Origin of the sequence: Hydrogenophaga sp. (assembly GCF_041913525.1) — a bacterium.
In the GTDB taxonomy this organism is placed as follows: domain Bacteria; phylum Pseudomonadota; class Gammaproteobacteria; order Burkholderiales; family Burkholderiaceae_C; genus Hydrogenophaga.
Map to the genome: position 1 here is coordinate 191,822 of NZ_JAYSFD010000007.1, position 11,813 is coordinate 203,634.

Annotated in this window: 13 protein-coding genes; 4 read left to right on the top strand and 9 right to left on the bottom strand. The window is 69.6% G+C overall.

The window, feature by feature from the left end:
* Positions 1-24 precede the first annotated feature (24 nt).
* Positions 25-1,494: an IMP dehydrogenase gene (guaB, locus tag ACE3RQ_RS11140; protein ID WP_374522057.1), complete on the top strand. Its 1,470-nt coding sequence runs from the start codon at positions 25-27 to the stop codon at positions 1,492-1,494.
* 66 nt (positions 1,495-1,560) lie between these two features.
* Here guaB and hpxZ read toward each other — a convergent pair whose 3' ends face one another.
* The 9 genes from hpxZ to ACE3RQ_RS11185 all read right to left on the bottom strand — a co-directional run bounded on the left by hpxZ (position 1,561) and on the right by ACE3RQ_RS11185 (position 9,873).
* The gene (hpxZ, locus tag ACE3RQ_RS11145) at positions 1,561-1,944 is read right to left on the bottom strand and encodes an oxalurate catabolism protein HpxZ (protein ID WP_374522059.1); all 384 of its coding nucleotides are present in this window, start codon (positions 1,942-1,944) and stop codon (positions 1,561-1,563) included.
* An 8-nt stretch (positions 1,945-1,952) separates the two neighbouring features.
* On the bottom strand, positions 1,953-2,717 hold the full coding sequence (locus ACE3RQ_RS11150) for an ABC transporter permease (protein WP_374522060.1): 765 nt from the start codon (positions 2,715-2,717) through the stop codon (positions 1,953-1,955).
* Positions 2,714-3,562, bottom strand: a complete 849-nt coding sequence (locus ACE3RQ_RS11155) for an ABC transporter ATP-binding protein (RefSeq protein ID WP_374522061.1) — start codon at positions 3,560-3,562, stop codon at positions 2,714-2,716. The genes ACE3RQ_RS11150 and ACE3RQ_RS11155 overlap by 4 nt, the downstream gene beginning before the upstream one ends.
* A 26-nt stretch (positions 3,563-3,588) precedes the next feature.
* Positions 3,589-4,575, bottom strand: a complete 987-nt coding sequence (locus ACE3RQ_RS11160; RefSeq protein WP_374522062.1) for an ABC transporter substrate-binding protein — start codon at positions 4,573-4,575, stop codon at positions 3,589-3,591.
* A complete protein-coding gene (locus ACE3RQ_RS11165) occupies positions 4,562-5,131 on the bottom strand; it encodes a VOC family protein (RefSeq protein WP_374522063.1) in 570 nt (189 codons plus the stop codon). Before ACE3RQ_RS11165 ends, ACE3RQ_RS11160 begins: the two co-directional genes overlap by 14 nt.
* Positions 5,131-6,345, bottom strand: a complete 1,215-nt coding sequence (locus ACE3RQ_RS11170) for an FAD-dependent monooxygenase (RefSeq protein WP_374522064.1) — start codon at positions 6,343-6,345, stop codon at positions 5,131-5,133. The genes ACE3RQ_RS11165 and ACE3RQ_RS11170 overlap by 1 nt, the downstream gene beginning before the upstream one ends.
* A gap of 24 nt (positions 6,346-6,369) precedes the next feature.
* A complete protein-coding gene (locus tag ACE3RQ_RS11175; RefSeq protein WP_374522065.1) occupies positions 6,370-7,773 on the bottom strand; it encodes an amidase in 1,404 nt (467 codons plus the stop codon).
* The gene (locus tag ACE3RQ_RS11180; protein WP_374522066.1) at positions 7,770-8,891 is read right to left on the bottom strand and encodes a ring-opening amidohydrolase; all 1,122 of its coding nucleotides are present in this window, start codon (positions 8,889-8,891) and stop codon (positions 7,770-7,772) included. The genes ACE3RQ_RS11175 and ACE3RQ_RS11180 overlap by 4 nt, the downstream gene beginning before the upstream one ends.
* Positions 8,892-8,967: 76 nt before the next feature.
* Positions 8,968-9,873: a LysR family transcriptional regulator gene (locus ACE3RQ_RS11185; RefSeq protein WP_374522067.1), complete on the bottom strand. Its 906-nt coding sequence runs from the start codon at positions 9,871-9,873 to the stop codon at positions 8,968-8,970.
* A 150-nt stretch (positions 9,874-10,023) separates the two neighbouring features.
* On the opposite strand from ACE3RQ_RS11185, the gene ACE3RQ_RS11190 reads away from it, so the two are divergent.
* The 3 genes from ACE3RQ_RS11190 to guaA all read left to right on the top strand — a co-directional run.
* Entirely contained in the window at positions 10,024-10,251 is a 228-nt protein-coding gene (locus ACE3RQ_RS11190) for a type II toxin-antitoxin system Phd/YefM family antitoxin (protein ID WP_374522068.1), read from the top strand.
* Entirely contained in the window at positions 10,248-10,670 is a 423-nt protein-coding gene (locus ACE3RQ_RS11195; protein WP_374522069.1) for a type II toxin-antitoxin system VapC family toxin, read from the top strand. Before ACE3RQ_RS11190 ends, ACE3RQ_RS11195 begins: the two co-directional genes overlap by 4 nt.
* 17 nt (positions 10,671-10,687) lie before the next feature.
* A partial coding sequence (guaA, locus tag ACE3RQ_RS11200) for a glutamine-hydrolyzing GMP synthase (protein ID WP_374522071.1) occupies positions 10,688-11,813 on the top strand: 1,126 nt, incomplete at its 3' end.

An 11,813-nucleotide genomic window follows, 5' to 3' on the forward strand; every position in this document is an offset into this window, starting at 1 on the left:
AATCGTGTTTTTGGAGATTGACCCATGCGCCTCCTCGGCAAAGCGCTCACCTTCGACGACGTCTTGCTGGTGCCAGCGTACTCCCAGGTCCTGCCCAAGGACACTTCGCTCGCCACCCAGTTCACCCGAAACATCCGCCTGAATCTGCCCCTGGTCTCCGCGGCCATGGACACCGTGACCGAGGCCCGTCTGGCCATCGCGATCGCGCAAGAAGGCGGCATCGGCATCGTTCACAAGAACCTCACCGCGCAGGAGCAGGCCGCTCACGTGGCCAAGGTCAAGCGCTATGAGTCGGGCTTGCTGCGCGACCCCGTGGTCATCTCCCCGCAAACCACGGTGCGCCAGGTGATGCAGCTCTCCGAAGAGCTGGGCGTCTCGGGCTTCCCGGTGGTGGACGCTGGCCGGGTGGTCGGCATCGTCACGGGCCGTGACCTGCGCTTTGAGACCCGCTACGAACTGCCGGTGAGCGAGATCATGACCCCGCGCGAGCGCCTGGTCACGGTGCCCGACGGCACCACGCCGGCCGAGGCGAAGGCGCTGCTGAACAAGCACAAGCTCGAGCGCCTGCTGGTGGTGAACGAGGCCTTTGAGCTCAAGGGTCTCATCACGGTGAAGGACATCACCAAGCAACTCAATTTCCCCAACGCCGCGCGCGACGCCGCCGGCCGCCTGCGCGTGGGCGCGGCGGTGGGCGTGGGCGCTGGCACCGAAGAGCGCGTGGAAGCCCTGGTGAAGGCGGGCGTGGACGCCATCGTGGTGGACACGGCGCACGGCCACAGCAAGGGCGTGATCGACCGTGTGCGCTGGGTGAAGCAGAACTACCCGCAGGTGGACGTGATCGGCGGCAACATCGCCACCGGCGCGGCCGCCCTGGCCCTGGTGGAAGCCGGTGCCGATGGCGTGAAGGTGGGCATTGGCCCCGGCTCCATCTGCACCACCCGCATCGTGGCGGGCGTGGGTGTGCCCCAGATCATGGCCATTGACAGCGTGGCCACGGCCCTCAAGGGTACGGGCGTGCCGCTGATTGGCGACGGTGGCATTCGCTACAGCGGTGACATCGCCAAGGCCATTGCGGCAGGCGCCAGCACCGTGATGATGGGCGGCATGTTCGCCGGCACCGAAGAGGCGCCGGGCGAGATCGTGCTGTTCCAGGGCCGCAGCTACAAGAGCTACCGTGGCATGGGCTCGATTGGCGCCATGCAGCAGGGCAGCGCCGACCGCTACTTCCAGGAAAGCAGCACCGGCAACCCCAACGCCGACAAGCTGGTGCCCGAAGGCATTGAAGGCCGCGTGCCCTACAAGGGCTCGGTGGTGTCGATCATTTTCCAGATGGCGGGCGGTCTGCGCGCGGCCATGGGCTACTGCGGTTGCGCCACGGTGGAAGAGATGCGCGAGAAGGCCGAGTTCGTGGAGATCACCTCGGCCGGCATTCGCGAGAGCCACGTGCACGACGTGCAGATCACCAAGGAAGCGCCGAACTACCGCGCCGACTGATGCCGTGATCCAATCCCTCAAGAGAAACGCCCCTTCCGGGGCGTTTTTTTTTGGGCGCTCGCGGGCTCAGAGCATCAGGCTGACGTGGGCGGCCACCACGCGCCAGCCCTCGGGCATGCGCACCCAGGTCTGGCTCTGGCGGCCGATGCGCTCGCTGCCGGCGCGCACGAACTCGATGTTGGCCACGGCGGTGTGGTCGCCAAAGGTGGTGACTTGCCGGGCCGTGACGGTGCGCGCCAGGTTGCCGGTGGGGCGGCCCTGGCGGAAGGCCTGGATGGCGTCGAAGCCGTACAGGTTTTCGCCTGCGCCGTAGCGTAAGGTGAGCGGCGAGTGCCAGAACAGGGTGTCCAGCACCTCGATGTCGTTGCTGACCAGGGCTTGCTCGTAGGCGTCGAACACGGCGTTCACCTCGGCCAGCACCTCGGGGCGGTTGATGTCGGTGGTTGGCATGGCTCGGTTCATTTGCCGCCCCAGTGCACGAAGCGGCGCTCGGCCACGATGAAGACCAGGTTCATCACATAGCCCAGTGCACCGGCCGCGAAGATGGCCGCGTACATCTCTGGCATGTCGAACACCATCTGGGCGTTCATCACGCGCTGGCCCAGGCCATCGGTGGAGCCGATGAACATTTCGGCCACGATCACGATGACCAGCGCCAGCGACACGCCCGAGCGCATGCCCACGAAGACCTGGGGCATGGACTCCAGCAGGGTCACGTCGGTCAGCACGCGCCAGCGCGGCGCGCGCATCACGCGGGCGGCGAGCTGGCGCTGCTTGCGCGCACCCATCACGCCGTAGGCCACGTTGAAGAGAATCACCAGGGCCGCGCCGAAGGCCGCCACGGCGATCTTGGTCTGCTCGCCGGCGCCAAAGATCACCAGGAACAGCGGGAACAGGGCCGAGGCCGGCGTGGAGCGGAAGAAGTCGATGGCGAACTCGATGGACTCGTACAGGCGCTGTGAGGCGCCCAGCACGATGCCCAGCGGCACGGCCACCACCAGGGCAATGGCGAAGGAGCTGAGCGTGCGCACGATGGTCTTGTAGAAGTCGGCGCCCAGGGTGCCTTCGTTCATGCCGTGCCAGAAGGCGCGGGCTGCCTCGCTGGGCGAAGGCAGCAGCACCGGGTCGACCGCGCCAATGGCGTGCAGGATGGCCCAGCCCGCGATGAGGATGAAGGCGCCCAGCAGGGGGCGCAGGCGGCGAAGCCACAGCGTGGTGTTCATGCGCGAACCTCCCGTTGAAAAATCTCCAGGGCCCGGGTCTTGGTTTGCACGAAGGCCGGGGTGACGGTGGTGTCGGCGCTGCGCGGGCGCGGCGCGTCGAACACCAGGCGCTCGGCCACCTGGGTGGGGCGCTTGGTGAGCAGCAGCACCTCGTCGGCCAGCAGCACGGCCTCGTCGAGGTCGTGCGAGACGAGCAGGGTGGTGACCTCGCGTTCCTTCAGCACCTTTTGCAAGATGCCGCGCAGGAACATGACCATCTCGTAGTCGAGCGCGGAGAAGGGCTCGTCCAGGAACAGCACCTCGGGCTCGACCACCAGCGCCCGCATGATGGACACGAGTTGTTGCTGGCCGCCCGACATCTGGTAGGGGTAGCGGTTCAGGTCGAAGGGCACGTCGAAGGCGCTGACGATGCGGTCCAGCCGCTCTTGCCGCTCGGCCTTGGTGAGGTCGAGAAACTGCAGCGGGTAGCGGATGTTGTCGATGGCCTTCATCCAGGGGAACACGGCTTCGCGGTAGTTCTGGAAGACGTAGCCGATGCGGGTCTCGCGCGCCTCTTTGCCCTCGAACAGAATCTGCCCGCTGTCGTAGGGCAGGATGCCCGAGATCATGTTGATGAGCGTGCTCTTGCCGCAGCCGTTGGGGCCGAAGACCGAGGTGATCTTGCCCTTGGGGATGTCGAGGTCGAAGTGGTCGTAGACGGTGACGCCATCAAAGCGCTTGACCAGGCCGCGCACGGTGATGTGGGTGCCGGGCGGGTACCAGCGGTGGGGGGCAACGCCTGGGGTGGCAGCCGCCTGCGCAGCGGCGGGCGCCGCCGGTGGCTGGCTGTGGGCAAAGACTCGCATGTCGGGCTCCTTCATCGTGCCGGCCGTCAGAACGCGCGCACCAGGGCGCGGCCGTCGAGCTTTTCTTTCACCACGCCCAGTTCCACGCCCAGGTCCAGGAATTTCTGGAAGTCGGTCACGTCGGCGGCGCTGAGGTCTTTGGCCATCACGATGCGCGGCAGCGGCACCACGGCGGCCAGTTCTGGCGGCACCTTCATGCCGGCGATCAGGTAGCCGCGCGTGCTGCTGTCGCGCTGGGCCTCTTTCACGCCGCGCGCCCAGGCCTCGGCGAAGCGCTTGGCCACGTCGGGGCGCTCGGTCGAGAACTTGTCGGCCAGCACCGCGCCAGCGGCGAACGCGCTGGCTTTCTTGTTGCCCAGCAGGTGGGTGGCGATCACGCCGGCCTCCACTCGCTTGCCAATTTTTTGGCCTACCAGGATGGTGGCGGCGGGCTCAAGGGTGTAGCCGCCGTCGAAGGTGCCGGCCTGCAGCACGCTGGCGTGCATGTTCACGGGCTGTTCCTGGATGGTGAAGTCGGTGCCTTCGGTCAGCCCCACCTTCTTGAGCACGGCGCGGGCGGCGCCGATGTTGGCCGGGCCGGGGGCCGAGAACAGCTTGATGCCGCCCTTGAAGTCTTTGAGCGACTGCGCCTTGTGGCCGGCCTTCACCACGAACTGCTCGATCATGTGCTCGGCGTTCTGGCCGTTGAGCGAGAGGTACTTCAGCGTCTTGGGGCGGCGCGCTTCCATGTTGGCGCCTTCCAGCGTCACCAGGTTCACCGCGCCGTCGATGTTGCCGGCCACGATGGCCTGCACTGTGAGGGGGTGGCTGGTCATGGGCACTTCTTCCACCTCCAGGCCCAGCTCTTTGAAGTAACCCCGGTTCTGGGCAATGTAGAAGGGCAGCGCGGCGCTGGAGGGGAACACGCCGATGCGCACCTTGTCGGCGGCATGGGCGGCGGGCAGCAGCGCGGTGGACAGGGCCAGGGCGGCAAGGCCTTTGGTGGCGAGGGCGAGGAAGTCAGCGCGTTGCATGGTGGGTTTCTCCGTGAAGTGACAAAAGGGTCTGCCGGGGGTAAGCCGACGCGGTGAAGAACGACTGGCCGGCGCGGTAAACGCGGCCGTCGCGCCTGTCGGGCGGGGCGCCGGCTTCGGCGCTGCCCTCGAATGTGAGTTCCAGTTGCACGCCGCTGGGGTCGTACACAAAGAGCTGCCACAGGCTGGTGCCGGGCACGAGGAACTCGCGCCAATCCAGGCCGGCTGCCTGGAAGCGGGCGCGGTAGGCGTGGTAGCCCGCGCAGGCCAGCGAGACGTGGTCGATGGCCGCGGTGCCGCTGGCCACGCGGGCGGCGCCGCCGAGGGCCGGGCCACCGGCGTAGATGTGCACGATGGCTTGCCCGCCGGGCTGGGGGCAGGCCAGCCAGGCACCGGGGTAGCCGAAGTCGGGCCGGGCCACCTCGCGCAGGCCGATCACGCCGCACCAGAAGGCGCGGGTGAGGGCCAGGTCATCGGTCTTGATGGCCAGGTGGAACAGGCCCAGGGTCAGCGCGCCGTCGTGCGCGGGGCCGGCAGGGGCGACAGGGGTGTTCATCACGCGCCTTGCCCCATGGCGATGTCGCGGAACAGGCGCGAGAGGTCGTCCAGAAAGGGCGGCTCGGTTTTCCAGCGCGCCCCGGCCACCGGGTCGGCGCCTTGCAGCATGGTGTCGGTGGCGCGCACCGAGAGTTCCATGGCGAAGCGGATGCGCTCATGCCGCGCGGCGTCGATGGCGTCCATCCAATGGCGCACGTTCAGGTTGCCTGCGGCCACGGCCTGCTCGATCAGGCGAGCGGCGCAACTGGCGTCTTCCATGGCCTGCGTGGCGCCCTGGCCCAGCGTGGGCGCCATGCCGTGCGCGCTGTCGCCCAGGTAGAGCACTTGGCGCACCGGCTCGGCAAAGAGCACGTCGGACTCTTGCATGCGGGCCCAGTGCGCGTCGGCCACCTGTTCGCACATGGCGTCCACCAGCCATTGCACAGCGGGCGAGGCGGGCCGGCCTTCGGGCAGGAAGGCGTGGCGCATGGCCTCGGGGGTTTTCCAGCTGGCGGGAATGGGCGCGCCCGCGGCCACCGGGAAGGTGCCGGCGATGTAGATGTGGTTCGGCGGCACGCGGAAGGCCAGCAGGCGGTGGTGGCGGTTGAACCACTGCTCGTAGTCGTCCACCAGGCCGCCGCTGCGGTCTTCCACCAGCACGCGCAGGATGGCCACGCCCACGTGGCGCGGGGTGGGCAGGCCCGAGAAGGCGGCGCGGGTGGTGGAGTAGCGGCCGTCGGTGCCGATCAGCAGGTCAATGCCGTCCAGTTCGTGGGCCACGCCGTTTTGCGTCCAGGCCACGCGGGTGCGGGTGTCGTCGCGCTGGCTGGGGCCGATGTGGGTGATCTCGCAGCCATAGTGAATGGCCGGGCCGGCGCCTTCGCGCAGGATGCGGTACAGCTCTGACCAGCGAATGCGGATGCCGGCGTTGTCGGCCACGCGCGCCAGGGGCAGGTCAAACAGCAGCGAGCCGTCGGCCAGCGAGACGCGCCAGTTGGCCCAGGGCAGGCTCTGGGCCACCACCGCGTCGGCCAGGGCCGGGTCGCAGGCGCGCAGGGCCTTGATGGCGTTGGGGCCCACGTTCAGGCCGGTGCCGGCCTCGCTGTGGTCGTCGGGGGCCACGCGCTCCAGGCAGGTGACTTTCAGGCCAGGCAGGGCAGACAGGCGACGGGCCAGGATGGCACCGGCGACACCGGCGCCCAGGATGGCGATGTGGCGGATGGGTTCAGACATGCGGCGGTTCTCCAGAAAAATCGGTCAGGGCCACAAAGGCCACGCAGGGCAGGGGCCGCAGGTGCTTTCCCATTGCAAGCCCAATGCCAGCAGCAAGGCCTCGGCACCGGGGCGACCCACCAGTTGCATGCCCACGGGCAGGCCATGGGTGCGGCCGGCCGGCAGGGCGAGGGCGGGCAGGCCGGTGGCGTTGGCGAAGGCGGTGAACACGGCGTGGCCGCGGCCGTCCACCGGCTGGCCGTCGATCTCGGCGGGGTGGGTGTCGGCCGCTGGCCAGGGCAGGGCGGCCGAGGTGGGGGTGAGCAGCAGGTCGTGCGTGGCCCACAGGCCCTGGGTGGCGGCCTTGAGCTGGCGCACCTGGGCCTGGGCCGTGGCCAGGTCGGTGGCGCGCAGGGCCTGGCCGCGCGCCAGCAGGGCGGCCATGGCCGGGCCCATCTGGGCCGCGGCGTCGGGGCGGTCGCTCAGGGCGTGGGCCAGCCCGGTGGCGCTGATGACGGGCCAGGCCGACTGGTTGAACGCGTCCACCTCGGGCGGTGCGTCGGCCTCCACCACGGTGTGGCCCAGTTCGCGCAGTTGCTGGGCGGCGGCGTCGCAGACGGCCAGCACCCGCGGGTCGATCGGCCGGCCGGCGATGTGGCGCCAGTAGGCGATGCGCTGGGGCGCTGCCAGGGCGTGGCGCGGGCCGCGCCAGGCGCCGGGGCGCTCGCCTGCCATGGCTTCCAGAGCGTGCACCAGGTCCAGCACGCGGCGCCCCATGGGGCCCACCACTTCCATCTCGGGCAAGGTGTCGGGCAAGCCATCGCGCCGGGGCACCGTGCCCCAGCCGGGCTTGAGGCCACAGAGCCCGGTGAAGCCGGCGGGGCGGCGAATCGAGCCGCCGCCGTCTGTGCCAATGGCCAGCGCGCCCACGCCCGCCGCCAGCGCGGCCACCGCCCCACCGCTGGAGCCGCCGGGCGTGAGCGACGGGTTCCAGGGGTTGCGGGTGAGGCCGGTGAGCGGGCTGTCGGTGTGGCCCAACAGGGTGAATTCGGGCACGGTGGTCTTGCCCAGGACCACCGCGCCGGCCTCGCGCAACCGCGCCACCGGGCTTTCGTCGCGCAGGGGCCAGTGGTCGGCGTACACGCGGCTGCCCCAGCGGCAGGGCATGCCGGCCACGGGGATGTTGTCTTTCACGGTGATGGGCACGCCGTCCAGGGCGGAAAGCGGCTGGCCCCGGCGCCAGCGCTCGGCGCTGGCCTTCGCTGCGGCGCGGGCACCGGGCTCGTCGACCCAGGCCATGGCGTTCACGATGGGCTGCACCGTTTCAAGGCGATCCAGGTGCGCCTGCAGTGCACGCACCGGGTTGGTGCGGCCTTCTTGGTAGGCCTGGTGCAGGTCGTGCGCGCCCAACTGCCACACCGGCCAATCGTGCAGGGTGGCGGTGCTCATGCGGTCTCCGCGATCACGGCGATCAGGCCGCCGCCGTCGGGGCCCTGGTGCTCGGCGCCACCCGACACAAACACGCGGCCGTCGCCCAGCGCGCCGGCCACCAGCCCGCCCACGGCGCCGCGCACGTGGCGCTGGGCGTTGATGTCGGTGTCGTCCAGCATGGTGTGGCGCGCACCGCGCACACGGCCTCGCCGGTCGGGCTCGCACTTCACCAGCGCGGCGGCCACGCGGCGGCTGTCGGCGGGGCTGAGTTGCGGGTTGGCCGGCAGCCCGAGCTGGGCCAGGGCGCGGGTGACGGCGGGCAGGTCAAGCGCATCGCTCATGGGCTCACAGGCCATGCGCAGTGGCCCGCGCCAATGGCGGCTGTGGCCCAGCAGCACCACCTCGTTGGCCTGCACTTCCACGCCGCTGGACACGCTGGCGCGGCCACACCAGAGGTCAAAGCGCGAGAGCAGGGCGGCCTCCAGCGCGGGGTTGTCGTCGATCTCGCCCAGCGCCAGGGCCACGCCAAAGGCGCCGGCCGCGCGCGACAGGGCCATGGAGCGGTTGGGGTCGGCGCTGGCCACGCTCTGGCCGGCGGCCAGCGCGGCGGCGGCGCGGGCGGCGGTGACGCAAGGGCCTTTGACCTGCACGAAGCGCACGTCCGCCGGGTCGTCGATGAGGGCATCGGCCATGGCCGCGCGCACGGCTTTGGCCACGGCCCGCACCTGGGCCCAGCGGCCCACCACCGTGGCCACCATGGGCGGGCTGAAGGCGCGCCCCATGGCCAGGGCCGGGCCGGCAGGGGCGCCGGGCGCGGCGTCGGTGCGGGCGAACACGGTGTAGTGGGGCGAGAGCACGCCCTCGGTGCCGCCGGAGAGGATGCAAGGCAGTTCGTGCTGCAGCAACAAGGGGTCGCGGCCCAGGCGCTGGCCCAGCAGGTGCATGAGCGACTGGGTGAAGTAACCGCGGGTGAAGTCGTTCACGCCGCCATTGCCTTCGGTCTTGCCGATCACGGCCTGCACCTGGTCGGCGCGCAGGGTGCCGTCGTCCAGCAGGGCGGCCAGTTCGCTGAGGTCTCCCGGGTGGGCCATGCCCAGGCGAAAGACCTGAAGTTGGGGGGCGTTGTCGCGGTTCATGTGGCCCAGTATCTGGACGCACAGCGCTGCTTAGAAGCTCAATGTTTCGCTCGGGGTGAGCGAAAAATGTGTGCGCTCAGGGCGTCAGCTCGGCCAGGCGCGACACCAGCAGCTCAATGAAGCTCATGGTGGCAATGGGCAGGCGCCGCCCTTCGCGCACCGCCAGCACCAGTTCGCTGCGGCCCAGGGCCGGGTCGCTCAGGGGAATGGACACGAGTTCGCCGCGCCGCGCCTCCTGCAAGGTGCCGATCTGGAACTGAAAGCTGATGGCCCCGGTCTGGCGCGTGAACTCCTTGAGCAGTTGCACCGTGCTGGCCTCGATCAGGGGGCGCAGCGCCATGCGCGAGCGCGCCATCACCGCGTCGAGCAGGCGCCGGCTGCCAAACGACTGGTCGCCCAGGGCCACCGGGTACTTCTGGCAATCGGCCAGGCGCAGGCGCGTGCGCCCGGCCAGGGGGTGGTCGGGGCGCACCATGGCGCACAGGGGCTGGGGCAGGCGGGTGATGACGCGCAGGTCGTCGCTGGGGGCCGGGTCGTGCACCAGCACCAGCTCGATTTCGTCTTGCGCCAGCAGGCCCAGCAACTGGTTCGTCACGCCTGAGACCACCTGGAACTGCACGCCTGGGTGCTGCGCCTGGTACTGCACCACCGCGCTGGGCGCCAGATCGGTGGCCACCGATTCGGCGCAGCCCAGGCGCACGGTGCCGCGCACCAGCCCGCGCAATTGCTCGATCTGCGATTGCGCCGAGCGCAGATCGGCCAACGATCGGCGCACCGTGTGCACCAGTACCTCACCCGCGGCGGTGAGGCGCACGCCGCGCGGCAGGCGCTCGAACAGCGGCGTGCCAGCCTGTTCCTCCAGCTCCAGAATCATGCGGTTCAGGGCGGTGGAAGCCACGTGCAGCTTCTCGGCCGCCTGGCGGATGGAGCCGGCGCGGGCCACGGCGTCGAGGTATTGGTAAGCGCGGGGAGGGTGCAGCATGGGCAGTGGCAATCGCAAGACAGTCCACCCGCTCAAGCACGGGCCGTGCCGCCGGTAGGCGGTTCGCCCTCAAGGCAAAAGTTGGTCCATAAATCTCTGGTCCATATTCACTTGCTCTGGCACAATGTCGGGTTTTTCCGCCACCGCCCCATGCTCTCTGTTCCCATCCACCAGGCCAAAGGCCAGCTGTCCGAGCTGATTCGCGCGGCCGAGCAGGGCGAGCAGGTGGTGCTGACCCGCCACGGCAAGCCGGTGGTGCGGCTGGTGGCCGAGGTGCAAGACCTGGCCGCCACCGAGCGCGACCGGGTGGCCCAGCAGGCGCTGGACGACTTGCACGCCTTTCGCGCGGCCTGGCCTGCGCCGAAAGGGCAGGCATGAAGCCCCTGGTGATCGACGCCAGCGTGGCCGCCGCCTGGCTCATTCCCGAACAGCAGCACCCGGTGGCCGACCGCCACTACGCCCAGGCCCGCGCCGACAGCGGCCTGTACCACGCGCCCAATTTGTGGCCTTGGCAGGTGGGCAACGAGTTGCTGCTGGCCTGCCGCCGCCACCGCTTGCCCCGCGCCCATTACGAACGCGGGCTGGAACTGGTGGCGCAAGCCCAGGTGGACATCGACGCCGCGCCCAGCCTGCACCGGCGCAGCCAGGTGCTGCGCCTGGCCGATGCCCACCAGCTCAGTTACTTCGACGCCGCCTACCTGGAACTGGTGGTGCGGCTCAACGGCACCCTGGTGTCACGAGACAACGCCCTGCTGCAGGCCGCGCGCGCCTGCGGCATCACTTGCGACCCTTTCTGAAACCCCTTGAGGCCCCCATGCAACACGACAAGATCCTCATCCTCGACTTCGGCTCCCAAGTCACCCAGCTCATCGCCCGCCGCGTGCGCGAGGCCCATGTGTACTGCGAGGTGCACCCCTGCGACATGACGGACGAGCAGGTGCGTGCCTTCGCCGCCGATGGCCGCCTCAAGGGCGTCATCCTCTCGGGCAGCCACGCCAGCGTCTACGAGGTGGACGACAAGGCGCCTGCCGTGGTGTTCGAGATGGGCATTCCCGTGCTGGGCATCTGCTACGGCATGCAGACCATGGCCCAGCAACTGGGCGGCAAGGTGGAAGCCGGCCACACGCGCGAATTCGGCTACGCCGAGGTGCGCGCCCATGGCCATACCGCGCTGCTCAAAGACATTGCCGACTTCACCACCCCCGAGGGCCACGGCATGCTCAAGGTGTGGATGAGCCACGGCGACAAGGTCACCGACATGCCGCCGGGCTTCAAGCTCATGGCCAGCACGCCCAGCTGCCCCATCGCCGGCATGGCCGACGAAGCCCGCCGCTTCTACGCCGTGCAGTTCCACCCCGAGGTGACGCACACCGTGCAGGGCCGCGCCATGCTCGAGCGCTTTGTGCTGGACATCTGCGGCGCCAACGCCGACTGGATCATGCGCGACCACATCGAAGAGGCGGTGCAGAAGATCCGCGAACAAGTGGGCGACGAAGAGGTGATCCTGGGCCTCTCGGGCGGCGTGGACTCGTCCGTGGCCGCCGCGCTCATCCACCGCGCCATTGGCGACCAGCTCACCTGCGTGTTCGTGGACCACGGCCTGCTGCGCCTGAACGAAGGCGACATGGTCATGGACATGTTCGCCGGCAAGCTGCACGCCAAGGTGATTCGCGTGGACGCCAGCGAGCTGTTCCTGGGCCAACTGGCCGGCGTGACCGACCCCGAGAAGAAGCGCAAGATCATCGGCGGCCTGTTCGTGGACGTGTTCAAGGCCGAGGCCGCCAAGCTCAAGGGCGACGGCGCCAAGGGCGCCAAGTGGCTGGCCCAGGGCACCATCTACCCCGACGTGATCGAGTCCGGCGGCGCCAAGAGCAAAAAGGCCGTGACCATCAAGAGCCACCACAACGTGGGCGGCCTGCCCGAGCAGCTGGGCCTGAAAC

What these genes read in the sequence shown, in the direction of transcription:
- guaB (WP_374522057.1), top strand. Translation starts at nt 25, where the DNA reads ATGCGCCTCCTCGGCAAAGCGCTCACCTTCGACGACGTCTTGCTGGTG.
- hpxZ (WP_374522059.1), bottom strand. Translation starts at nt 1,944, where the DNA reads ATGCCAACCACCGACATCAACCGCCCCGAGGTGCTGGCCGAGGTGAAC.
- ACE3RQ_RS11150 (WP_374522060.1), bottom strand. Translation starts at nt 2,717, where the DNA reads ATGAACACCACGCTGTGGCTTCGCCGCCTGCGCCCCCTGCTGGGCGCC.
- ACE3RQ_RS11155 (WP_374522061.1), bottom strand. Translation starts at nt 3,562, where the DNA reads ATGCGAGTCTTTGCCCACAGCCAGCCACCGGCGGCGCCCGCCGCTGCG.
- ACE3RQ_RS11160 (WP_374522062.1), bottom strand. Translation starts at nt 4,575, where the DNA reads ATGCAACGCGCTGACTTCCTCGCCCTCGCCACCAAAGGCCTTGCCGCC.
- ACE3RQ_RS11165 (WP_374522063.1), bottom strand. Translation starts at nt 5,131, where the DNA reads ATGAACACCCCTGTCGCCCCTGCCGGCCCCGCGCACGACGGCGCGCTG.
- ACE3RQ_RS11170 (WP_374522064.1), bottom strand. Translation starts at nt 6,345, where the DNA reads ATGTCTGAACCCATCCGCCACATCGCCATCCTGGGCGCCGGTGTCGCC.
- ACE3RQ_RS11175 (WP_374522065.1), bottom strand. Translation starts at nt 7,773, where the DNA reads ATGAGCACCGCCACCCTGCACGATTGGCCGGTGTGGCAGTTGGGCGCG.
- ACE3RQ_RS11180 (WP_374522066.1), bottom strand. Translation starts at nt 8,891, where the DNA reads ATGAACCGCGACAACGCCCCCCAACTTCAGGTCTTTCGCCTGGGCATG.
- ACE3RQ_RS11185 (WP_374522067.1), bottom strand. Translation starts at nt 9,873, where the DNA reads ATGCTGCACCCTCCCCGCGCTTACCAATACCTCGACGCCGTGGCCCGC.
- ACE3RQ_RS11190 (WP_374522068.1), top strand. Translation starts at nt 10,024, where the DNA reads ATGCTCTCTGTTCCCATCCACCAGGCCAAAGGCCAGCTGTCCGAGCTG.
- ACE3RQ_RS11195 (WP_374522069.1), top strand. Translation starts at nt 10,248, where the DNA reads ATGAAGCCCCTGGTGATCGACGCCAGCGTGGCCGCCGCCTGGCTCATT.